Origin of the sequence: Streptomyces sp. NPDC048637, from assembly GCF_040650675.1 — a bacterium.
Classification (GTDB): domain Bacteria; phylum Actinomycetota; class Actinomycetes; order Streptomycetales; family Streptomycetaceae; genus Streptomyces.
Window position 1 is genome coordinate 93,569 of sequence record NZ_JBEZHQ010000027.1, and the last position, 22,318, is coordinate 115,886.

Annotated in this window: 15 protein-coding genes and 1 pseudogene; 1 reads left to right on the forward strand and 15 read right to left on the reverse strand. The window is 73.1% G+C overall.

Features of this window, described 5'->3' with window-relative positions; all coding sequences use genetic code 11:
- Positions 1 to 40 precede the first annotated feature (40 nt).
- From AB0C46_RS28530 to AB0C46_RS28600, 15 genes and pseudogenes are all read right to left on the reverse strand, one after another.
- Positions 41 to 880 (reverse strand): hypothetical protein, encoded by an 840-nt coding sequence (locus tag AB0C46_RS28530; protein ID WP_362831269.1) that lies wholly within the window; start codon positions 878 to 880, stop codon positions 41 to 43.
- Positions 881 to 2,162: 1,282 nt separating this feature from the next.
- Positions 2,163 to 2,318 (reverse strand): annotated as a pseudogene (locus AB0C46_RS28535) (hypothetical protein); the annotation flags it as partial.
- Positions 2,319 to 2,430: 112 nt separating this feature from the next.
- Positions 2,431 to 2,685 carry a hypothetical protein gene (locus tag AB0C46_RS28540; RefSeq protein ID WP_362831271.1) on the reverse strand — a complete coding sequence of 85 codons (255 nt, stop codon included), beginning with the start codon at positions 2,683 to 2,685 and terminating at the stop codon, positions 2,431 to 2,433.
- 167 nt (positions 2,686 to 2,852) lie between these two features.
- Positions 2,853 to 7,109, reverse strand: a complete 4,257-nt coding sequence (locus AB0C46_RS28545; RefSeq protein ID WP_362831273.1) for a bifunctional nitrate reductase/sulfite reductase flavoprotein subunit alpha — start codon at positions 7,107 to 7,109, stop codon at positions 2,853 to 2,855.
- A gap of 144 nt (positions 7,110 to 7,253) precedes the next feature.
- Positions 7,254 to 8,486 (reverse strand): FAD-dependent oxidoreductase, encoded by a 1,233-nt coding sequence (locus AB0C46_RS28550; RefSeq protein ID WP_362831275.1) that lies wholly within the window; start codon positions 8,484 to 8,486, stop codon positions 7,254 to 7,256.
- Positions 8,487 to 8,572: 86 nt separating this feature from the next.
- Entirely contained in the window at positions 8,573 to 9,343 is a 771-nt protein-coding gene (locus AB0C46_RS28555; RefSeq protein ID WP_362831277.1) for an aldolase/citrate lyase family protein, read from the reverse strand.
- Position 9,344: 1 nt separating this feature from the next.
- Positions 9,345 to 10,592, reverse strand: coding sequence for a type III PLP-dependent enzyme (locus AB0C46_RS28560; RefSeq protein WP_362831279.1), 1,248 nt, complete (start codon positions 10,590 to 10,592; stop codon positions 9,345 to 9,347).
- The gene (locus AB0C46_RS28565) at positions 10,589 to 12,370 is read right to left on the reverse strand and encodes an IucA/IucC family protein (RefSeq protein ID WP_362831281.1); all 1,782 of its coding nucleotides are present in this window, start codon (positions 12,368 to 12,370) and stop codon (positions 10,589 to 10,591) included. The genes AB0C46_RS28560 and AB0C46_RS28565 overlap by 4 nt, the downstream gene beginning before the upstream one ends.
- A complete protein-coding gene (locus AB0C46_RS28570; protein ID WP_362831283.1) occupies positions 12,358 to 13,650 on the reverse strand; it encodes an MFS transporter in 1,293 nt (430 codons plus the stop codon). Before AB0C46_RS28570 ends, AB0C46_RS28565 begins: the two co-directional genes overlap by 13 nt.
- Positions 13,650 to 15,446, reverse strand: coding sequence for an IucA/IucC family protein (locus AB0C46_RS28575; RefSeq protein WP_362831285.1), 1,797 nt, complete (start codon positions 15,444 to 15,446; stop codon positions 13,650 to 13,652). Before AB0C46_RS28575 ends, AB0C46_RS28570 begins: the two co-directional genes overlap by 1 nt.
- Positions 15,443 to 16,633, reverse strand: coding sequence for an ATP-grasp domain-containing protein (locus AB0C46_RS28580; protein WP_362831287.1), 1,191 nt, complete (start codon positions 16,631 to 16,633; stop codon positions 15,443 to 15,445). Before AB0C46_RS28580 ends, AB0C46_RS28575 begins: the two co-directional genes overlap by 4 nt.
- A gap of 112 nt (positions 16,634 to 16,745) precedes the next feature.
- Entirely contained in the window at positions 16,746 to 17,759 is a 1,014-nt protein-coding gene (locus tag AB0C46_RS28585) for an iron-siderophore ABC transporter substrate-binding protein (protein WP_362831289.1), read from the reverse strand.
- 62 nt (positions 17,760 to 17,821) lie between these two features.
- On the reverse strand, positions 17,822 to 18,634 hold the full coding sequence (locus AB0C46_RS28590) for an ABC transporter ATP-binding protein (protein WP_362831291.1): 813 nt from the start codon (positions 18,632 to 18,634) through the stop codon (positions 17,822 to 17,824).
- The gene (locus tag AB0C46_RS28595; protein ID WP_362831293.1) at positions 18,631 to 19,707 is read right to left on the reverse strand and encodes an iron ABC transporter permease; all 1,077 of its coding nucleotides are present in this window, start codon (positions 19,705 to 19,707) and stop codon (positions 18,631 to 18,633) included. Before AB0C46_RS28595 ends, AB0C46_RS28590 begins: the two co-directional genes overlap by 4 nt.
- The gene (locus AB0C46_RS28600) at positions 19,704 to 20,714 is read right to left on the reverse strand and encodes an iron ABC transporter permease (protein WP_362831295.1); all 1,011 of its coding nucleotides are present in this window, start codon (positions 20,712 to 20,714) and stop codon (positions 19,704 to 19,706) included. The genes AB0C46_RS28595 and AB0C46_RS28600 overlap by 4 nt, the downstream gene beginning before the upstream one ends.
- A 328-nt stretch (positions 20,715 to 21,042) precedes the next feature.
- Between AB0C46_RS28600 and AB0C46_RS28605 the strand changes: the two genes are divergently transcribed.
- On the forward strand, positions 21,043 to 22,203 hold the full coding sequence (locus AB0C46_RS28605) for an NAD(P)/FAD-dependent oxidoreductase (RefSeq protein WP_362831297.1): 1,161 nt from the start codon (positions 21,043 to 21,045) through the stop codon (positions 22,201 to 22,203).
- The last annotated feature ends 115 nt before the right edge of the window (positions 22,204 to 22,318 follow it).

A 22,318-nucleotide genomic window follows, 5' to 3' on the forward strand; every position in this document is an offset into this window, starting at 1 on the left:
AGTGAATTCCACGTTTGCACAGGGACCGGTCAGCCGCATGTCAGGGACGTTCGAATGCCTGGAGCACACCGGCCACCGAGAAGCACAGGGCTCCCGTGAGAGTGCCCCAGTTGGCGATGCCGACGTTCACCTCACTGCCGGTCTCCGGACGGGTGAACGCGGCCACCGCGGACACCATGAAGAGCACCGAACCCAGTTGATTGACCGCGACGATCCACCAGCCGAGGCTGCGCCGGTGGATGCACGGCCGGCCGTGGCAGATCTCGGCGATCGCCAGATGACCCGAGATCAGGAACAACAGACAGCCGATCATGTCGGGCGCCCAGACCAGCCGGTTCAGCTGCTGGGTCGTGAGCCCCTGCAGAAAGGAATCCAGCAGGTTGACGCCGAACACCAGCGTCCCCGCGAACAGCACGAACGTACTCAGCCAGTCGATCCGGCCCGGCTCATAGCTCCACCACCGGAAGCGGTGCGTGGTCAGCGTCCCGGCCGTGCTCTCCCGGCGCGGCGCGTTGATGGCCTGAACGAGTGAGGCATAGCCGCCCAGGGTGAAGAACGCCCCGCCGATGAAGTAGATCGTGGCGCTCGTGGTGGGGCGCTCCGTGCTGAGCTGGGCGAGCGCCGCGCCGAGGGCGAAGAGGGTCCCGCCGATCGTGAAGGAGACCGCGGCCACGCCGTTGAGCCTGCGCAGCCGGTCGAGAGACGCGGCGCCGGCCCGCCGCGCCCTGCTCTCGGCGGCCCCCGCGGGCCGTACGGCGAGCGTTCCGCGCTTGCGGGCCGCCCGCGACTCCCAGACGGCGGTGCCGCCCTCTTCGAGGCGCCAGGTCAGCCGGGTGATGAACGGTCCCGCACCCTCGGCGCACTCCTCCGCATTCCGCACCCGCCGAGCCTAACCACGGACCGCGGGATTGCCGGTAATGCCTCATCAGCGCGGTGCGGGAGTCCCCGCGGAACTCCGGCGTGTACGGGGGTGGCCCCCGGCCTCGCACCCGGTATGGCCCCGGACCGGGTGACGGCTCCTCGGAGGCGGGATCAGTGCCGGGCGGACCAGGGCTGTCCGGCGGGCGAGTGCCGACGGCTGCCTCAAGGCCCTGCCCGGTGACTAGGGCCTGCCCGATGGGTCATGGCCGGGTCCGCGGCGTTCCTGACCCATCGGGCAAGCCCTAAGGGTGTCTCCCTAGGCCCGCCCTGCGGTGCCCGGTGCGGGGAGCGGATCGGGCGCGGGGCCGGGCTCCGGTCCCGGTGTCGGCGGTGCCGGATGGGGCGGGACCGGGTCCGGCTCGGGGCGCGGTGGCGCAGGGGGCACCGGATCGGGGCCGGGTGCGGGGACCGGGCCGGGCCCCGGGCCCGGCGTGGGTCCTGGTGGCCCGGGGCCCGGACCCGGAGTGGGCGGGACCGGGTCCGGATGGGTGGGGCCTGGCGGTCCTGGTGGCTGTCGCACCGTCATGAGCTCCTCACGCGTCGCTCTTCCGCGGCCGGGCGCCCGGCGCCCGTTCCGCGCGGCATGCTGGTCTTCTTGCCGGTCCTGCGCCCGCCATGCGACCTGAGACGCACGGACTCCGCAGGACACCTCCTCACTGTGCGACGCCCCGGAACGCCCGGCGACACGGGAGGCGAACGGACCCGCCGCACCGCGCACCACCCGGACGCGGGAGCGGGGAGCACCTGCGGCGCCCCGCACGTCACTCCATGTCCTCCTGCTGCTTGGCCTCGTGCCCTTCGCGCCCGGCAACCACCGTCTCGTCGAGCTGCCGCGGCCAGCTTGGCCAGGGCGATCACCAGATTGGCGCCGAGGGCCACGAAAACGGTGACCGCGGTCCTGGCGTCCTCCGTGTCCTTCCCGTGGTGCCGGTCCGGCCGGCCGGTGGAGTGCGGTGCAGCATCAGTGTGCCGGGACAAGCGTGGCCTCCCCGTCGTCAGTCGGACCGCCGTCGCGAGCGCAGCCGCCCGGGTCCGGCCACGCATACGGCGCGGCGCCGTTGCGCCCCACGGAGCAGTGGCTGTTTCCCGCCGCGCGGACCGGGGACGGTGACTGCGGCCCCCCCACCGGAACGACGGAGGACAGAGCGTGGCCGGCACTTCCCTCAACGACGTGATCCGCCGGTACGAGGGCGCGCCCCCGCGGCGGGCAGCGGGCCCTGGCGCGCACCCTGCTGGAGCGGCAGCGGCGTCTCCAGCAGCGGATTGGCCATCAGATAGATCTGCCCGACGGACAGATAGTTGGCGGCCCGCCAGTGGGCGTCGAGCCGTTGCAGCTCGGCGGTGTCGAGGGGCCCCGGCGCCGCCGTCGTCCCTGCCGGGGTTTCCCCGTCGTGCATGCTCAGCTCCTCATCAAGGTGGCGTGCATCGGGCGTGTCTCCGGCGGGCGCAGTGCGGCAGCGGCCCGGTCCGGGGCGGTCAAGCGGTGGGCCCGGGGTGGCCGCGCCGGGGTCAGTCCGGCGGCTCGGGCGCCGGGTGGTCGCCCGGCTCCGCGCCGGGTGGCTCCTCCGGGGCCGGGCCCGGCTCGTCCGGTTCCGGCGCGGCGGGGACCGGCTCGCCGGGGCCCGGGTCGTGCGGCACCGGTTCGGGCTCGCTCGGCACCGGCCCCGGCCCCTTGGGCTCCGGTTCGGTGGTCATGGCGTCAGCGGTCTTGACGTCAGCGGTCGTGGCGTCAGTGGTCGTGGCGTCAGTGGTCATCAGGGTCATAGCGCTCTCCTTCCTCTCCATCGTCCGTCCGATGCCCGAGGTCGGCCCGTTCAAGAAATCAACCCATGGGCGCGCGAACGGCAGGGTCGGAACGGAGCGTTGCGGGTGGGCGGGCCCCTCAGAACGCCTCTCGTGGGCGGGCCCCTCAGAACGCCTCTCGGTACGTCTCAGTACACGTCGCGGACGTAGCGCTTCTCGGCGGCGAGCTGTTTGACGTAGCCGGCGGCCGTCTCCTCCGAGTGGCCGCCGTGCGCGACGGCGATGTCCCGCAGCGCACGGTCGACATCCTTGGCCATCCGGGACGCGTCACCGCACACATAGAAGTGGGCGCCGTCCTGGAGCCAGGACCACAGCTGGGCGCCGTGTTCGCGCATCCGGTCCTGGACGTAGACCTTGGCCCGCTGATCGCGGGAGAACGCGGCGTCCAGCCGGGTGAGCAGCCCGTCGCGGCGCAGCCGGTCGAGTGCATCCTCGTAGTAGAAGTCCGTGGCGCGTCGCTGTTCGCCGAAGAAGAGCCAGTTGGGGGCGCGGTGGCCGCGGGCGCGCCGCTCGTCGAGGAAGCCGAGGAAGGGGGCGACCCCGGTGCCGGGCCCCACCATCACCATCGGGGTGGCCGGATCGGCCGGCGGACGGAAGTGGGCGGTGCGCTGGACGAAGACCGGTACCGGGCTGCCGGGCTCGGCATCGGCCAGAAAGGTGGAGGCCACGCCCTTGCGCGGGCGGCCCTGGCGGTTTTCGTAGCGGACCACGGAGACCGTCAGCCGGAGGAGACCGGGATCGGTCAGCGGGCTCGACGATATGGAGTACAGCCGGGGCTGCAGGCGGGGGAGCAGCCCGGCCCACTCCGCCGCACCGGCCCGGACCGGGTATTCGGCGAGGACGTCGACGGCCTGCCGGCTCCAGGTCCACTGGGCCAGCTCACCCTTGTTGTCGGGCCGCAGCAGCTTCTTGAGGACCCGGTCACCGGTGCGTTCGGCGACCAGCCGGAGCAGCGCGGGGGTGATCCTGGCGATGTCCAGATGGCGGTGCAGGGCCTCGCCCAGCGGCACTGTGCCCGGGCCCGTGAGGTCGACGGTGGCGGCGGGATCGAGACCGGTGACGGCCAGCCACTCCGCGACGAGGTCCGGGCAGTTGCGCGGCAGCACGCCGAGCGCGTCCCCCACCTCGTAGTCCAGGGGGGCGCCCGCGCCGTCCCGGGTGTCGAAGGTGAACTGCCGCACCTCCTTGGTGGCCCCGGCACGGCTCAGCAGCTCATTGCCGACGAGGCGGGCGGTGGCGGGCGCGGCCTTGGAGGGCCGGGCGGCGCCGCCCGGCTGCCGGTCCGGTGCCGCGGGAGCCGGGACCGCCCCCGGTGTGACGGCCGAGGGGCCCGCCTCCCCGCGGGCGTCCGGTTCCGTATGGCTGTCCGGCTCGGTGCCGGCCCCCAGGGCGGTGAGGACCTGGTCGAGCCACTGCTCCGCCGGCGTCTCGTAGTCCGGTTCGCAGTCCGTACGGGGCACCAGCCGCTCCGCGCCCAGCTCGGCGAGCCGTGCGTCGAGCCGGCGGCCGTGGCCGCAGAAGTCGTCGTACGAGGAATCGCCCAGCGCGAGGACGGAGTAGCGCATCCCGTCCAGCCGCGGGGTGTCCGGCGCGTTGAGGGTCTCCCAGAAGCCCGTCCCGTTGTCGGGGGCGTCGCCGTCGCCGAAGGTGCTGGTGACGATGAGCAGATCGGCGCCGCGTGGCAGGGCCGTCGGTGCGCTGTCGGCCATGCTCAGCAGCGTCGCCGCCTGTCCGCTGCCGGTCAGCCGCCGGGCCGTGTCGGCCGCGACCTCCTCCGCGTTGCCGGTCTGGGAGGCCCACAGGACGATGACCGTACGGGCGGGCGGGGCGTCGGCCGCTTCGGTGGGAACCTCCGCCGGGTCCGCCGCCGTCGCCGGCCGGGGGGCTGGAGCGCGCGAAAACATCCCGGCCAGTACGCCGTTGACCCATAGCGCGCTCTCCGGGCTGAACGGCGCGTGCGAAGGCAGTACGGGAGTGCCGACGGCGGGCCCGGAGTCCAGCCCGGCGAGAAAGCCGGAGAGATAGCGCCGTTCGTGCGCGGCCAGCACGGGCGGGGCGGGTTCGCCGAGCTGGAACACCCCGGCCAGCACCGCTGTCGCCCCGCCCGGGTTGCCGCTCTGGTCCGCACCGGCCCCGGCCGCGCCGTCCGTCCGCCCCGAGCCCGCCCCGCCCTGCGGCTGCCCCGGCGCGGCCGCGACCCGGGCCAGTGATACCGCGCAGACCTTGAACTCGGGCTGGAAGGAGATCGGGTCGACCGCGTCATGGGTCACCGCGTTGACGCTGAGGTACTCGCCGAACAGGTCGTTCCAGTGGAAGGGCGCAAAGCAGTCGCCGGGCCGTACCCGGTCGGTCACCACGGCGGGCAGCACCGCCCGGCCGCGCCGCGAGGCGACCTCCACCAGGTCGCCGTCGGCGAGGCCCAGCGACTCCGCGTCCTGTGGATGGAGCTCCACGAAGGGACCGGGGTTGAGCTTGTTCAGCTTGGCGACCTTGCCGGTCTTGGTCAGGGTGTGCCACTGGTGGGGCAGCCGACCGGTGTTCAGCACGTACGGGTAGTCGTCGTCGGGCATCTCGGCCGCCGGGAGATGCGGACGGGCGAAGAAGGCGGCCCGGCCGGTCGCGGTGGGGAAGGACAGCCGGGGGCGGGTGCCGTCCGGCCGCTCGTCCAGGGTCTGGCTGACGCCGTCGTTGAGGTAGCGCACCGGATTGCGGTCGGGCCCGTCGACGGCCGCGCTGGGCCACTGCACGGGCGTGTGCCGCAGCCGCTCGTAGGTCACCCCGCGCAGGTCATAGCCGGTCTGCGGGTTCCAGGCGCGCTTGATCTCCTCGAATATCTCCTCCGCGCTGTGGTAGGTGAAGGCGTCCTCGTAGCCCATTGCGCAGGCGATCCGCGCAATGATCCGCCAGTCCGGCCAGGCCTCGCCCGGCGCATCCGCGGCCTGGCGCACCAGCGTCAGATTGCGCTCCGAATTGACCATCACGCCCTCGGACTCGGCCCACATGGCCGCGGGCAGCACGACATCGGCGTACGCATTGGTCTCGGTCTCCGCGAAGACGTCCTGCGCGACCACGAACTGCGCGGCCTCCAGCCCCTCGATGACCGTCCGGCGGTTGGCGACCGAGGCGACGGGGTTGGTGCAGATGATCCAGCACGCCTTGATGTCGCCGTCCGCCATCCGCTGGAACATCTCGACCGTTCCCTGGCCGGGCCCGTCCGTCCGCAGCGTCCCCGGTTCCAGACCCCACAGCTCCTCGACGAAGGCACGGTCCTCGGCGACCAGCGTCGACCGCTGTCCGGGCAGCCCCGGCCCCATGTAGCCCATCTCGCGGCCGCCCATCGCATTGGGCTGGCCGGTGAGCGAGAACGGGCCGCTGCCGGGGCGGCAGATCGCACCGGTCGCCAGATGCAGGTTGACCAGGGCATTGGTGCTCCAGGTGCCATGGGTGCTCTGGTTCAGACCCATGGTCCAGCAGCTCATCCAGTCATCCGCCGCACCGATCCACTCGGCGGCCCGGCGGAGGTCCGCCTCCGGAATCCCGGTGAGCTCCGCGACCCGCGCGGGCGGATAGTCCTGGAGGAAGGCCGGCATGGCCGCCCAGCCCTCGGTGTGCTCGGCGATGAACTCCGTGTCGACCCGGCCGTTCTCGACCAGCAGATGCAGCAGACCGTTCAGCAGCGCCAGATCCGTCCCCGGCTCGATCTGCAGGAACAGATCGGCCTTGGCCGCGGTGGCGGTACGGCGGGGATCGACCACGATCAGCTTGGCGCCCGCCTTCACCCGTTCCCTCATCCGCAGGAAGAGGATCGGGTGGCAGTCGGCCATGTTGGAGCCGATGACGAAGAAGACGTCGGCATGCTCGAAGTCCTGGTACGAGCCGGGCGGGCCGTCCGCGCCCAGCGACAGTTTGTAGCCGCTGCCCGCGCTCGCCATGCACAGCCGTGAGTTGGACTCGATGTGCCGGGTGCGCACGAATCCCTTGGCGAGCTTGTTCGCCAGGTACTGGGCCTCCAGCGTCATCTGCCCGGACACATACAGGGCGAGGGCATCCGGGCCGTGCTCGTCGACGATCGCGCGCAGCCGCCCGGCGGTCTGCTGGATCGCCGCCTCCATCGCCTCGGCCACCGGCTCGTCGCCGCGGTCCGCGCGCACCAGGGCGGCCGACAGCCGCCCCGGCGCGGCGAGCAGCTCGGCGCTGGTCGCGCCCTTGGTGCACAGCCGCCCGCCGTTCGCCGGGTGGGCCTTGTCACCGGCCGCCTTGCGGACCGTCCGCCGCCCCTCCGGTTCCGTCGCGACATCCAGCACGATCCCGCAGCCGACCCCGCAGTACGAGCACGCCGTCCGCACCTGCGTGATGCCTTCTGCCAGCGGTTCCGGTGCGGTCACGGACGGTCCCCTTCGTGGTCGGATGCTCGCTCCGACCCTACGAACGGCCCGTTAACCAGGTGTCACGTCAAGCGATCACCAGTCGTTACGGCGCCCACACAGTCGCCCGCGGCGCTCCGTGAGAACCGGGCGGCGGCCCGCCGCTCAGGTCAGCAGTCCGGTCAGCGGTACGTCCGGATCGGCCAGCCGCCCGGGGTCGACGGCCCGCCCGCTCGCCACCAGCGCCCGGATCTCCTCGGTGACGTCCCAGACGTTCACATTCATCCCGGCCAGCACCCGCCCTTCGGAGAGCCAGAAGGCGAGGAACTCACGGGCGCCGGGGTCCCCGCGGAAGACGACCCGGTCATAGCCCTCCGGTTCGACGTAGCCGGTGTACTCCATGCCCAGGTCGTACTGGTCGGTGAAGAAGTACGGCAGCCGGTCGTAGCGGACGTCCTGGCCCAGCATGGCTTTGGCGGCGGTCTGCGGCTGGTGGAGGGCGTTGGCCCAGTGCTCGACGCGCAGGTGCCGGCCCAGGACGGGGTGGTAGGCGTTGGCGACATCGCCGGCGGCGAAGACATCCGGGTGGGAGGAGCACAGCCGCTCGTCCACGACGACGCCGTTGTCGACCTTGAGCCCCGCCGCCGCGGCCGGCTCACTGTTGGGGGTGATCCCGACACCGACGATGACTGCATCGGCCCCGATCAGGCTGCCGTCGGCCAGCCGGACGCCGTCCACCGCACCGCCCGTGCCGGTGATCTCCGCGACCTGGGTGCCGCAGCGCAGCTCGACCCCGTGATCGGTGTGCAGCGTGGCGAAGATCCGGGCGACCTCGGGGCCCAGGACCCGCAGCAGGGGCAGCGCCGCGGTCTCCAGCACGGTCACCTCGACACCGGCCGCACGCGCGGCGGCCGCGGTCTCCAGGCCGATCCAGCCCGCGCCGATCACCACGACCCGGGACGCCGACCGGAAGACCTCCTTCAGACGGTCGCTGTCCGCCAGCCGCCGCAGATAGTGGACCCCGCCCAGATCCGCGCCGGGCACCGGCAGCGGACGCGGGGTGGAGCCGGTGGCCAGCAGCAGCTTGGCGTAGCCGAGCCGGCTGCCGTCCGCGAGGGTCACCTCGTGTGCGGCCGGATCGAGGGCGGTGACGGGCTGGCCCAGACGCAGCTCGACGTCGTGCTCGGCGTACCACTGGGGCGGATGGACGTAGACCGACTCCTTCTCGGCGGTGCCCAGCAGATAGCCCTTGGACAGCGGCGGCCGCTCATACGGACGTTCGCGCTCGTCGCCGAGCAGCACGAGCGGGCCGTCGAAGCCTTCCTTGCGCAGTGTCTCCGCGGCCTTGGCGCCGGCCAGCCCCGCTCCCGCGATCAAGAATGCCGTGTTCCGGTCCATGTCCCGCTCAGCTCCTTCGGATGATCGGTTACCCCGTCATCCGTTCCCGCCCGAGGCCCCGGCAGGTACCGCCGATGGTGTTGCCGTCACTCCCGCCCCGCGGTCCGCACCAGATGCCCGCGCAGCGCCCGCGCCGTCAGATCCCGGTCCTCGCCCACGACGAACGCCGTGACACCGTCGGCGCGCCACTCCGCGCGGCGCTCCGGCGTGGTGGACATGGCGCAGAAGGGGACGGTGTGGCGGGCGCAGGCCGCGCGGAGGGTGCGGACCGCTTCCTGGACGCGGGGGTGGCGGACCTGCCAGGGCACCCCGTAGGACTGCGAGAGATCGCCGGGTCCGGGCAGGACGAGGTCGACGCCGCCGGGGGCGAGGATCTCGTCGATCGCCTCGACCCCCTCGGCGTCCTCGACGAGCGCGATGACCATGATCTCCGCGTTGGCCCGGCGGAGGTACTCGGCCGGGTCGATCCGGCCGAAGCCGGGGCCGCGGCCGCCGTTGAGGGAGCGCATCCCCTCGGGGGCGTAGCGGGCGGCCCGGATCGTGGCGTCGATGTCCGCGCGCCCGCGGACGTGCGGGACGACGATGCCCATCGCCCCGGCGTCCAGGGCGCGCAGCACGGCGCCGGGGTCGGCCTCGGGAACCCGGACGAAGGGGGTGAGCCCGGTCGTCTCGGCGGCCCTGATCAGGTTCTCCAGCCGCTGCGGGTCGACGAGGGTGTGCTCGGTGTCCAGGATGACGAAGTCATACCCGGCACAGCCGATCATCTCCACCATCGTCGGCTCGGGAAGCGTGCTGAACAGCCCGTACACCTCCTCGCCCGCACCCAGCTTGTGCCGGACCTCGTTGGGCCGCAGCATCTCAGGCCTCCTCTGCCGCGCCGGGCTCCGCGGCGCCGAGGTAGTGGAAGCCGGGGCGCGGGTGCATCAGGAAGTCATGGTGCGAGATGTTCCAGGCGTACGCCCCGGCGACACCGAACACCACCCGGTCGCCGGCCCGCAGCCCCGGCGCCGGGACCGCGCGGGCGAGGACGTCCTTCGGGGTGCACAGCTGCCCGGTCACGGTGACCAGACCGCTCTGTGCCGCCGACCGCGGCCAGGGGTGCGGCCAGGGCGCGTCGGACGGCAGCACCGTGCAGGGCTGGTCGTGGCCCTTGGTCGCGGGGGTCCGCAGATGGTGGGTGCCGCCGCGCACCACGGCGAACTCCTCGCCGTGGCTGTGCTTCACATCCAGTACCTCGGTGGCGTACCAGCCGCAGTACGCGGTGAGCGCCCGGCCCGGCTCGATGCGCAGAGTGAGTTCGGGGTGCGCCGCGGCGAGCCGGGCCAGCCCCGCCCCGTACGCGGTCCAGTCGAAACGGCGCTCCGGGTCGGCGTAGTCGACGCCCATCCCGCCGCCGACGACCACCTCGGAGAGGGGGAATGGGTGCTCCGCGGCCAGCGCGGTGGCCCAGGCCACGATGGACTCCGCCACGGCCAGCTGCTCCGGTGCCTCCAGGCCGCTGGCCAAGTGGGCGTGGACACCGCGGAGTTCGAGGTGCGGGTAGGTGCCGTCGGTGAGCAGCGCGACGACCTCACCGGCCTGGTCGGGGTCCAGCCCGAAGGGGGTCGGGCGGCCGCCCATGGCGAGGGAACTGCCGTCCAGGGAACCGTCGTCGACCGGCAGATTGAAGCGTGCCAGCACCGCGATCCGGCGTTCCGGGGCGAGCCGGGCGGCCAGGCTCGCGAGCATGTGGAGCTCGTACACGCTCTCCACATGGAAGCGCTCCACACCGCTCTCCAGCGCCTGGGCGATCTCCGCGGGGGTCTTGCCCGGCCCGCCGAAAGCGAGCGGGGCACCGGGCACGGCCTTGCCGACATGCGTCAGCTCGCCGCCCGAGGAGACCTCGTAGCCGTCGACGTACGGGCGCAGCGCGCCCAGGATCTCCGGCTCCGGGTTGGCCTTGGCCGCGTAGTACAGCTCGATGCGCTCGGGCAGTGCGGCCCGGACCTCGGCCAGATGCGCGCGCAGTGCCGTCAGGTCGTAGAGGTAGGCGGGCAGTTCCTCGGGCGGCAGGCTCCGGATGCGGTCGCGGACCGCGGGGGTGGGGGCGAGGCCGGGGGTGGTCATCGTGCGCTCCAGGGGGTGGTGTCGTCGGCGCGCCCGGCGCCGGAGAGGACGGCTTCGGCCAGCGGCGAGGGCAGCAGGACATAGCCGGCCTCACGGTCGGCCTTGCGCTCCCAGCGGGTGAGCAGATTGGCCTTGGCGGGCAGCGGGACGCCGGCCAGCAGGGCGGCCAGCCGGGGCGGGCAGCCGTACCGGTCCGCATGGGTCTGCAGGGTGCGGCGGACCTGCGCCCACAGCTCCGCCTCGGTGTCCGGGTGCAGATCGGCGAGCGCGGCGAGCATCTCGGCGACATGGTTGACCAGCAGGCAGTACACGACCCGGTCCCAGCCGCGCTGGGCGTCATAGGTCATCGGCGCCGCGACCTGCCCGGGCAGCGACGCCAGCAGCTCGGCGTGGTGCTCGGGGACCAGCTTGGTGCCCTCCAGGTCACGGAAGAGGACCTGCGCGGGCATCCCGTCGCCGTCGACACAGACCAGCACGTTCTGCAGATGCGGTTCCAGCACCAGGCCGTGGTCGAAGTAGGCGGCGAGCACCGGCGGGAGGAGCAGATTGAGGTAGGCGGCCCACCAGTCCAGCGCGGCCTGCGGGCCGGCGCCGTCCAGGAGGCGGGAGACATGGGCCGGGCTGGTGGGGTACTCGTCGGCGACGGCGGCCGCCAGCAGCGGGGTGGTGCCGGGCAGCAGCCGCTGGGAGAGGCCCTCGCGGACGATGACGCCGAACCCTTCGAGCAGCTCGGTGTCCGGGCGGCCGTCGGGGCCGGGCAGCGCCAGGCTGCGGTAGGCGGGCTCACGGAGCACCGCGCTGCCGGGGAACCGGGTGGCGAGATCGGCGAGCGCCGGCGCCAGCAGCCTGGTCAGTGCCACCGCCCCGGACAGCTCGTAACTGGCGTTCTTCCGGAGGCAGTTGGTGATCCGGACATTCAGGCTGAACTTGAGGAACGCGTCGCCGTCGTAGAGCGTGCGCACCGAAGCGGTGGCGGCGAACGGCGCCCCGCCGGTACCCAGGACGCGGATGTCGTCGCGGTCCAGCGCCTCCTGCAGACCGGCGTGGTCGCGCAGCAGCTCGTACTGCCAGGGGTGGACGGGCAGCAGCCGGTAGCCGTCCGGGACCTCGGAGTGCAGCGCGTCCAGCGGGGCGGCGGCACCCTCCTCGGCCGCTTCCTCGGCGATCAGTTCCTCGCGGACGGCGAGCAGCAGCAGCGGGAAGGCGGCCCCGGTCTCGGGCGCGTACGACTGCCAGGCGGTGGGGTCGCCGGTGCGGGCCTTGGGGGTCGGGTGGAAGCGGTGGCCGAGGATCAGCGACTGCTCGGAGGTGACATAGGCGGTCTGCCAGTCCTCCGCCCCGTGCTCGGCGGCGGCCGGGCGCTGCTCCGTACGGGCCGCCAGTGCCGCGGAGACGGCCTGGTGGCTGGAGGCGATCTGCGCCAGGAACTCCTCGTTGTGCACACCGGTCCGCAACGACAGCTCGGCATGCACATACTCGGCCAGCCGGCGCCAGCCGACCTCGGCCCAGCCGTCAGCGGTCTGTTCGGACACCGGGCCGGTGAACCGGTGCGCGCCGATCAGCGAGGTGCGGCGCAGCGCGACCCGCAGCAGCACCCCCCGGCGCGGCAGCCGCAGCAGCAGGCGGCCGTGGTCCACGGCGGTCTGGTGCTCGGGTCCGGACACCTCGCGCAGCAGGCAGTTGAGCAGGGTGTGCGCCACGGCCTGGTCCGCGGTGGGCAGACCGGCGGGGGAGGCACAGGCCGGGGCGGTGCCGGGCGAATTGGTCAGCGAGGGCATCGGGGGCTCCTGCGGGTGCGGAGAGTACGGGAAAGACGGGGGACGGCGGTCGCGAGCACGGTGATCAGCGCTATCGCGGTACCGGTCAGGACTGGCGCGGTGGGACCGAACCAGTCGTTTCCGGCCGCGGCGGCCACACCGGCGGCGACGGCACCGGCCTTGGAGAAGAATTCGATCGAGCCGAACAGCCCGCCCGGGGCGCGGCCCTTGGCGCAGTCGGCGGCCAGCACCGACATACAGACCAGGCCCAGGGTGAGGCCGGCGCCGAGCACCAGCCGTACCGCGACGAACGCGGTGAGCGAGTCGGCGACGCCGTGCCCGGCCAGGCCGACCGCGATACAGCCGAAGCCGATCGCGATGCCGAGCCGGGGACGGCGGTGGAAGAGGGCGTGCACCGCGATCGCCGCGACCAGGTAGCACATGTGCGGCAGGGCGAACAGCACACCGGAGACCATCGGTCCGGTGCCCGGTATGCGCTCCTTGACCAGGGAGATCAGGTACGGGAAGGAGATGACGGTGGAGAAGACGAAGGCGAACTCCAGGGCGTACAGGGCCCGCAGCGACGCGTCGGGGGCGCGCCCGGAGGGCTCGGCCGTGGCCGCCTCGACCGCCGACGTCCCGTCCGCGTCGACCTCCGCGGTCGCGGCCTGCGGTGCGCCGGTCCGGACCCGCGGCGGCTCCGGGAGCGCCGCCAGCATCACGGCGGCGGTCAGCGGCAGCACGGCCAGCAGGGCGTACTGGCGGTGCGGCGACAGCCATGGCGTCAGCGAGCCGACGACGATCGGCGCGCAGACCAGTGCCGCACGGGCGCTGCCCTGCATCAGCGTCAGCGCACGGGACAGCGCATGGCCCTCCAGCGCCGCCCCCAGATAGCCGTTCGAGGCGGCGAAGGTGCCGCCCAGCACACCCTGGATCACCAGCGCCGTGGCGAAGGTGGCGAGCGAGTCCGCCCAGCCCGCCAGCAGGAACGCCGCGGCGAGCCCCAACTGCGCCCGCAGCAGCAGCCGTTTACGGCCGAACCGGTCGGCCAGCCGCCCCCAGAGCGGCGCACCGATGGCGCCGAAGATGGTGGGCACGATGTACAGCAGACCGGCCCAGCGGGCGGCGCCGTCGCCCAGTTCGGGCAGGATCTCGGTGAGGTACGGCGGCAGGCCCAGCGCGGCGAACGACGCGACGAAGTAGCAGCCGGCCACGGCGTGCACCTGGCGGCGGGCGAGACCCGGACGGACCTTGGTCTCGACGGCGGCGGGTTCGACCCGGTGGGAGGTGGCGGTGTGCATCAGGAAGTCCCCAGCGGCAGCAGATAGTTGGGGCCGGTGGTGTAGTGCTTGTTGATGTCGGCCGCGCCGGAACGCTCCTTCGACAGCAGGGTGCCGGCGCTGACCATGGCCTTGACCGGGAGCTCCGGGGCGTCCAGGACGTGCGCGCGCAGCGCGGCGCCCGGCTCGCCCGGTGCGGTGCCCAGCCGTGCGACGGCCTCGGCGAGCCGGTCGCGGACCAGGCCCAGCAGCCGGCCCAGCGGGGCGCGCCCGTGCCGGGCCAGCCCGAAGGCGTAGGAGCCCGCGCACAGATGGACGGTGATGGTGGTGAACAGGTCCAGCACCGGCCGGTCGTCCTCGGCGAAGATCCGCGGGTCGGCGAAGTCGGCGGGGTCCGGGGCGTCCGCGCCCAGGGTCTCCCGCAGCCGCCGGGTGTGGAGCCGCGGCGCGTCGTTGTCCTTGAACAGCAGCCGCAGCCGGGTCCCGTCCGCGGCCCGGTCCAGCACCAGCGAGATGTTCTGCTGGTGCGACTCCAGGCCGATGCCGTAGCCGAACAGCGTGGTCTGCCAGTCGAAGAGCAGCGTCAGCAGGGCGTCCAGCAGCGCCAGCGGATCGCCGCCGTAGAAGCGGTCGGCGAGCTGGTCGATCACCAGCCGGCCGCCGGGCGCCCGGCCCAGCAGCGCGGCCAGCGGCACCACGGCGCTGCCTTCCAGACCGGCCGGGTAGCGCCGGCACAGCACGGCGAGCAGCTCATGGCCGGCGTGCGCGTACACCGTCTCGTTGGCCTGCAGAATCGACTCCGCGAACCGCGGCTCACGGGCGATCACCTGCTCCAGCAGCCGCTGGCCCTCGGCGCCGTCGATGAGCGTACGGGGCTTGATGGTGCGCCGGTTGCGCAGCCCCAGCGTCGCGGTGGCCAGCGGCAGCTTCAGATGCAGCCGGGGATCGGCGTCCACCGCCACGGTCCGCATCGACAGTGTCGGCACCGCGCCGAGCAGCGCCCGCCCGGACAGCACCGCATCGCGCTCCAGGCCGGTCTCGCGCAGCGCCTCGTCCAGCGGCTCGCCCAGCGTCAACGGGTGTACGGGGAGCGCGAGATGGCTGCCGTCGAGGTCCGGCAGACCCAGCTCGGCCGGGGCCGGCCAGCAGCCGGGCAGTGCCTCTTCGCCGCCCGCCACGGTGAGCGCGGCCCGCGGCACGGCCAGCCAGCGCAGCGCGAAGTCCGGGCGGAACTCCGGAGCGTAGGCCCGCAGCCGGTCCTCGTCCAGGTCGGAGCGGCCCCGCGCGGTCGGGTACACGGGGTGGTCGAGGCGCGCGGCCAGGGCGTCGTACGCCAGACCGCCGTCCAGGCCCAGCCAGTCGCCGGCCGAGGCGCCATGACGTGCTGTCAGTTTCTGCTCGATCTCGTCCCGGGTGCGGGCGTGCAGCCGCATCGTCTCCAGCGTCTGCCGGCACTCCCCGGCGAACGCGTCGAAGCCGGGGCGGTCGGCCGGGTCGGCGAGCTCCCGCAGGGCGGCGAGGATCTCGTCGGCCGAGGTCAGCCGCGCGCCGTCGGCCTCGCGGACGAGCAGCGGCAGCCGGGCCGCGTAAGTGCTCTGGTAGCCGTCCGGACCCAGTGGCAGCAGCAGGGCACCGGCGTCCGGGGTCGAAGGCAGCCGCAGCCAGGGGCCGTCCGGCCGCTCCAGCAGGGTGCCGCGGGTGCGCAGACCGACGACGTCCTCCCGCAGCAGCGCGCTCAGCACCCGCAGCAGCAGCTCGGACTCCTCGGCCGTCTCCTGCGCGCAGGGGCCGGCGGTGGTGTCGAGGGCGGTGGTCACGAGGTGATCTCCCAGCGCTCGTCGGCGAGGAAGCCGTCCGCGACCCGGTCCAGGGCCTTCCGGTCGGTGCCGGTGGCCCGCAGGACGCCCAGGTAGTCGCGGTTGGTGCGGTACAGCGGGTGCTCGGTGCCGGTCGCGCGCAGCGGCCGGTAGCTCAGCCGTACGCCGTCCACCTCGCGGTCGGTGGCGGCGGGCGCGGCGGTGAGCGTCCCGGCCCGGTCGGCGAGGGCGTACTCGACCCGGCCCACACCGTCCTGTCGGGCGCCGAGACCGGCGGGCAGCGGCTCGCCCAGATGCGTACGGAGGACGTGCTCGAACAGCTCGATGCCCAGGACCTGGGCGAGCAGCAGATCGCACTGGTCGCCGATGACGCGGTAGTTCACCTCGATGAGCCGCGCCCGGCCCTCGTGCACCATGAACTCGGTGTGACAGGCGCCGAATCCGACGCCCAGCGCGTCGAGTTGGGCCAGTACCTGGGTGACGACGGGCTCCGGGTGGACGGCGATGAAGTCGTGCCGCTCCTCGATGAAGGTGGGCGGTGCGGAGACCGTGGTGTGGAAGCCGCCCAGCACATGGCGCACCCGGCCGTCGCCCAGGGTCTCCAGGGTGTAGAGCTCGCCGGCCAGGAACTCCTCGGCGACCAGCGCCGCCTGCGGGCGCCGCGCCTGGATCTCCGCGGCGCGCGCCACCAGTTCCTCCGGTCCTGCGGCGAGCATCACATCCTCGCTGGCCACGCCCTCGCGGGGTTTGACGACACAGGGGTAGGGCAGTGCGGCGGCGGTGAGCGCGGACGGGTCCTGGCCGGGCGCGAGCTCCGCGGACCGCACGGTGTCGGCGCCGGCCGCGGCGAGATGGCGGCGCATCTCGGCCTTGTTCTTGGCGCGCAGCGCGGCCCGCCAGTCCTTGCCGGGCAGCCCGAAGTAGTCGGCGGCCAGGGCCGCCTGGGTCTGCAGATGGTCGCTGTTGGTGAAGACCGCGGCGGCCGGGTGGTGGGTGGCTATTCGGGTGATGACGGCGCGGAAGTCATGGACGTCGCATTCCAGGACCTCGGTGCCGGGGGAGGTGCGCCGGTGCGCTTCGGGCTGGTCCGTCAGGACCGTGACATCGAGACCGAGGCGGGCGGCGGCGGGGAGAAAACCCTCGGTGACCGAGTCGGTGGGGTTGAGGGCGAGCAGGTACATCCGCATGAGCGGGACCCCTTCGGGATCAAGGGTGGTGCGGGGGACTCAGGGCCGGCCCGGCGGTGCATGGCCGGGCCGCGGGGGCGGGCCGGGGGACGGCGGCCCACCCCCTGGCGGTTCAGCTCTTCGGCAGCGGCACGCCGGCGGCCTTCGCCACATCGGCGAGCATGTGCTCGGCGGCCTGGATACCGATGCCGGACATCCAGGTCTCGTCCGGCACGTTGGAGACCTTGTGGTCCTTGACCGCCCGCAGGTCCTTCCAGACCGGGTTGGACGTGACGTCCTTCTGCTGGGTCTTGTCCGGGTCGTCCGCGAGGGTCACGAACACCAGGTCGGCGTCGGCCTTGTCGATCTGCTCCGGGCTGACGTCGAGCATCGTCTTGACCGGGTCGGTGGAGCTCTGCGACTTCGGCCGGGCCAGGCCGATGTCGTTCAGGACCACGCCGCTGTAGGAGGACTTCTGGTAGAGGCGGGTCGGGCCGGCGACGAAGCGGACCACGGAGGCCGACGGCATCTTGCCGTGGTTCTTCTTCTTGATGGCCTCGCCCAGCGCCTTCGCCCGGGCCTCGTACTCCTTCAGCTTCCGGTCCGCCTCCTTCTCCAGGCCCAGGGCCTTGGCGTGGACCTTCAGATTGGCCTTCCAGGGGCCGCCGGTGGTCTCGGTGAAGACGGTCGGCGCGATGGCGTTGAGCTTGTCGTAGATCTTCTCGTGCCGGACCTTGGAGGACAGGATCAGATCGGGCTTCAGCATCGCGATCTTCTCAAGGTTCGGCTCGAGCAGCGGACCGACGTCCTTGACGCCGTCGATCTCGCCCTTGAGGTACGAGGGGAAGCCGCCCTCGGACTTCATGTGCGGGGAGACCGCACCGACGGGCTTGATGCCGAGCGTGGCGACATCGTCGAGCTCACCGGTGTCCAGGACGACCACGCGCTTGGGCTTGGCCGGGATCTTCACCGAGCCGCCGAGGACGCTCTTGACGGTGCGCGGGAATCCGGCGCCGCCCTTCGCCGAGTCGTCGCCGTCCGAGGACGCGCCGCCGCCGCACGCGGTCAGGGTCCCGGCGCCCAGGGCGGCGGCGAGCAGGGTGGCGGACAGCCGGCGGCCGCCGGGGAAAGCAGATCTCGAGAACATGAGGGTGGGACTTCCTTGAGGGGGAGCGGAAAGGGAAGTGCTCGTGGGGGAGAGCGGGCGGGTCAGGCGGAGACGGAGGTGTGCCGTTTCGCGCTGCCCTTGGGAACGACCAGCGGGGTGCCGGTCTCGGGGTCGGGAATCACCCGGCAGTCCACGTCGAACACGGACTTGACCAGCTCCGCGTCGAGTACGTCCGCAGGGGCGCCGGCCGCCGCCAGCTGCCCGTCCTTGAGGACCACGAGATGATCCGCGTAACGGGCGGCCTGCCCGAGGTCGTGCAGCACCATCACCACGGTGCGGCCCGCCTCGGAGTGCAGCGCGGCGACCAGGTCGAGAACGTCGAGCTGGTGCCGCAGGTCGAGGAACGTGGTCGGCTCGTCGAGCAGCAGCAGGTCGGTGTCCTGCGCCAGCGCGAGCGCGATCCAGGCGCGCTGCCGCTGGCCGCCGGAGAGCTGGTCGACGGGCTGGTCGCGCAGCTCCACGGTGCCGGTGCGCCGCAGCGCCTCCTCCACCGCCTGCTGATCCGCCGTCGACCAGGGGCTCAGCAGCCGCTGGTGCGGGTAGCGGCCGAGCCGTACCAGCGCCTCGACGGTGATCGCGTCGGGGGTGACCGGCTGCTGGGGCAGCAGCCCCATCCGCAGGGCCAGCGCTCGGGCCGGCATCCGGTGGATATCGGCGCCGTCCAGTGCGACGGTGCCGGCGGCCGGCGGCAGCAGCCGGGTCAGACCGCGCAACAGGGTCGACTTTCCACAGGCGTTGGGGCCGACGACGGCGGTGACGGCGCCGCCGGGCAGCACCAGATCGAGGCCGCCGACGATCAGCCGGTCGCCGTAGCGCAGGTCGAGTCCGTGGGTGGAGAGCTGGTTGGCGGTCATCGGGCACTCCTGTTCACGGAACTGCTCTGTCGGATCATCAGCACCAGCAGCCAGGGCGCGCCCAGAGTGGCGGTGACCACTCCGACCGGCAGGCCGCTGACCGGCAGCAGATACTGCGCCACCAGGTCGGAGGCGAGCAGCAGTACGGCACCGGCGAGGGCGGACAGCGCCAGCGTCCCGGCGGTCGGCGGCCCGGCGAGGAACCGCACCATGTGCGGGACGGCCAGCGCGACAAAGGCGACCGGGCCGGTCAGCGCGGCGGCCAGCGAGGCCAGCACGATGGCGATGACCAGGACCTGCAGCCGGGCGGTGTGGGTGTTCAGACCGAGCGTGCCGGCCGAGTCGTCACCCAGGTCGAGGACGGCGAGCCGGCGGTGCAGGACGAAGGCGAGGGCGAGGCCCACGGCCACCGCTCCGCCCGCGGACCACACTTCGGTCCAGGTCCGCCCGTACACCGAGCCCGTGGTCCACTGCAGGGCCGAGCCGGCCAGCTCGGTGGGGAAGCTGACGACCATGAAGCTCACCGCCGCGGACAGACCGGCCTGTACGGCGAGTCCGACCAGCACCAGGCGGGTCACGCTGGTGCCGGAGCGCCAGCCGAACACTCCCAGCAGGACCGCGGCGAGCAGCCCGCCGCCGAGCGCGGCCAGCGGCATCATCGCCTGCGAGGCCCCGGCGGCCAGCATCGCCACCGCGCCGAACGAGGCACCGCCGGTCACCCCCATCACATCGGGGGAGGCGAGCGGATTGCGGAACAGCCGCTGCAGCAGGGCGCCGCCCACGGCCAGGCCCGCTCCCGCGACGATCGCCGCGGCCATCCGCGGGGCCCGGAACTCCTGCACCACCAGTACCGTGCCGGCATTTCCGGCACCGAACAGCCCCTTGACCGCCTCGACGGGAGGCAGCGGCATGTCACCGTTGGCCACGGACACCGTCACCAGCGCGCAGAGCACCACCAGACCGGCGAGAGTGAGCAGCGGGGTCCGGCCGCGTCCGGGCCGGCGTCCGGCGGCCGGGGCGGGCGGCAGGGAGGAGGAGCCGAGCGGCTGCCGGCTCCGTACGGCGTCGTTCATCGGGCCACCTTCCGGGCCAGCAGCGCCAGCAGTGGCGCGCCCAGGAATGCGCTGATGATGCCGACCTGCAGCTCGGACGGCCGGATGACGAGCCGTCCGAGGATGTCGGCGGTGAGCAGCAGCAGCGGGCCGGCGATCAGACAGCCGGGCACCAGCACCCGGTGGTCGGAGGTGCGCAGCAGCTGGCGGACCAGGTGCGGCGCGGCCAGCCCGATGAAGGCGAGCGGACCGGCCACGGCCACCGCGGACGCGGCGAGCAGCACGACGGCCAGGCCGCCGGCGGTGCGGATCCGGGACACCGGCACGCCCAGTGCCTGCGCCGAATCGTCGCCCAGTGCCAGGGCATTGAGGGCAGGGGTGAGGGCCAGCGCGATGACCAGACCGATCACGAGGGCCGGCAGCACCGGGTAGAGCACCGTCAGCGGTCGCTCGGCCAGCGAACCGGCCAGCCAGAACCGGGCCTCGTCCAGCGACCGCTTGCTGGCCAGCATGACCGTCGACGTCCAGGACAGCAGGACGAGTTGCAGCACGGTGCCGCCCAGCGCGAGGCGTACCGGGTCGAGGTCACCGGCGCGCCGGGCCAGCGCCTGGGCGAACAGCGCGGCGGCCGCGGCGCCCGCGAACGCGAACCAGAGGTATTGCACGGGCCGGGTCAGATGCAGTGCGTAGATCGCGGTGACCACCGCGAAGCCCGCGCCCGCGTTGATGCCGAGCGTCGTCGGGGAGGCGAGCGGGTTGCGGGTGATGCCCTGGACGACCGCTCCGGCGACCCCGAGCGCCGCGCCGACCGCGAGTGCCACGACGGTCCGCGGCACCCGAAGTCCCGTCACCACCAGGGCATCCGGCCCGTGCGCGGCGCCGGTCAGTGCGTCCCACACGGTGGAAAGCGGTACGGAGCGGGCGCCGAGGGCGAGGCTCAGGGCGGCACAGACCGCCAGCGCACAGAGTCCGGCCACGAACAGCGGGATGCGCCGCAGGACGTTCGCGGCGGGACGCGTATCGGGCACCGGGGGTGCAGTGGCAGGTGGTTTGATCGTTGACACGTGTCGTTACATTAGGTTAGGCATACCTAATTCTGCAAGCGCACGTTCGGTAAACGGTCAACTATCCCATTTGTCGGCCGACCGCTCTCTCGATGCGCCCTGGGGCCCCGACCTGGGGCGACCTACCCACTCGCCGCCCGCCCACTCCGCCGCACCGTCGTCGGTGACGGCTCGTCAAGGGCTTTCGGCGCTTCTTGGATGAGTCACCCCGAAAGTGCATTGATCGTACGTTATGGGTCACTATGCTTTTCTGGTGAGGGGGTCTTGTGGTTCCGCCCGGCCGAGGAGCGCCATGAACCCCACCACTCCGCGTATCGCGATCATCGGCGCCGGCCCCGGCGGGCTGACCTGTGCCCGCGTGCTGCAGCGGAGCGGCGTACCGGTCACCGTCTTCGCCCATGAGGCTTCGGTCGCCGTCGATCCGCAAGGCGGCACCCTGGAACTGCGGATGACGACCGGTCGGACCGCGCTGCGGGCGGCCGGTCTGTACGAGGAGTTCACCGCCGTCTCCCGCCCCGCGGGCCGGGAGGTGCGGCTGCTCGACCACACCGCGACCGTGCTCCTCGACGATGCCCCCGCCCCCGACGGGCCCGCCCCCGACGGGCCCGACCGTGCCGAGGTCGACCGGGACGGACTGCGCCGTCTGCTGCTGGCCTCCCTCACCGCCGGGACCGTGCACTGGGGCCGCTATCTGCGCACCCTGCATCCGCTCGGCGACGGCCGCCACAAGGCCGAGTTCGACGACGGCCACACCGAGACCTTCGACCTGGTCATCGGCGCCGACGGTGCCTGGTCCCGGGTGCGGCCGATGCTCTCCGACGACACTCCCCACTACTCCGGTGTCACCTTCGTCGAGTCCGGCATCGAGGACGCCGACAGCCGCCATCCGCACCTCGCCCGTCTGGTCGGGGGCGGCAGCATGCTGGCGCTCTCCGCCGGCAAGGGGCTGATCGCCCGGCGGCACAGCCGTGGCCGCCTCCTGGTGTATGCCGGGTTCCGTGGCTCCCAGGACTGGGCGCTGGAGGCCGGGGTGAAGGTGACGGACGCCGAGGCCGTCCGCGCCCTGCTCCTCGACGGATTCGCCGGGTGGGACGACCGGCTGCTGGCGCTGCTGCGGGACAGCGACGGCGGGTTCGTCAACCGGCCACTGTTCGCGCTGCCGGTGCCGCACACCTGGCTCCATACCCCGGGCCTGACCCTGCTCGGCGACGCCGCGCATCTGATGACGCCGTTCGCCGGCGGGGGCGCCGGCCTCGCCATGCTCGACGGCTGCGAACTCGCCCGGGCGCTGGCCGAGAACGGTGACCCGGACGCGGCGGTACGCGCCTACGAATCGGCCATGCTGCCCCGCGCCGCGCAGGCCGCCGGGCACGCCGCCCGCGCGCTGGCCCACGCCTTCGCCCCCGATGCCCCGCACAGCGCACTGCGCTTCCTGTCAGCCCACCGGCCGTGACCCGTGACCCGTGCCGCGGACGGGACTGCCGCCGCCCCCGGCCGGCACCCGCTGCCGCCGTGCCCGCACGAAGGCCGGGCCCACCCGTCGCCCGGCCGACGCCGCCCTCCGGTTG

What these genes read in the sequence shown, in the direction of transcription:
- AB0C46_RS28580 (WP_362831287.1), bottom strand. Translation starts at nt 16,633, where the DNA reads ATGCGGATGTACCTGCTCGCCCTCAACCCCACCGACTCGGTCACCGAG.
- AB0C46_RS28565 (WP_362831281.1), bottom strand. Translation starts at nt 12,370, where the DNA reads ATGCCCTCGCTGACCAATTCGCCCGGCACCGCCCCGGCCTGTGCCTCC.
- AB0C46_RS28540 (WP_362831271.1), bottom strand. Translation starts at nt 2,685, where the DNA reads ATGACCCTGATGACCACTGACGCCACGACCACTGACGCCACGACCGCT.
- AB0C46_RS28555 (WP_362831277.1), bottom strand. Translation starts at nt 9,343, where the DNA reads ATGCTGCGGCCCAACGAGGTCCGGCACAAGCTGGGTGCGGGCGAGGAG.
- AB0C46_RS28595 (WP_362831293.1), bottom strand. Translation starts at nt 19,707, where the DNA reads ATGAACGACGCCGTACGGAGCCGGCAGCCGCTCGGCTCCTCCTCCCTG.
- AB0C46_RS28560 (WP_362831279.1), bottom strand. Translation starts at nt 10,592, where the DNA reads ATGACCACCCCCGGCCTCGCCCCCACCCCCGCGGTCCGCGACCGCATC.
- AB0C46_RS28590 (WP_362831291.1), bottom strand. Translation starts at nt 18,634, where the DNA reads ATGACCGCCAACCAGCTCTCCACCCACGGACTCGACCTGCGCTACGGC.
- AB0C46_RS28605 (WP_362831297.1), top strand. Translation starts at nt 21,043, where the DNA reads ATGAACCCCACCACTCCGCGTATCGCGATCATCGGCGCCGGCCCCGGC.
- AB0C46_RS28585 (WP_362831289.1), bottom strand. Translation starts at nt 17,759, where the DNA reads ATGTTCTCGAGATCTGCTTTCCCCGGCGGCCGCCGGCTGTCCGCCACC.
- AB0C46_RS28570 (WP_362831283.1), bottom strand. Translation starts at nt 13,650, where the DNA reads ATGCACACCGCCACCTCCCACCGGGTCGAACCCGCCGCCGTCGAGACC.
- AB0C46_RS28550 (WP_362831275.1), bottom strand. Translation starts at nt 8,486, where the DNA reads ATGGACCGGAACACGGCATTCTTGATCGCGGGAGCGGGGCTGGCCGGC.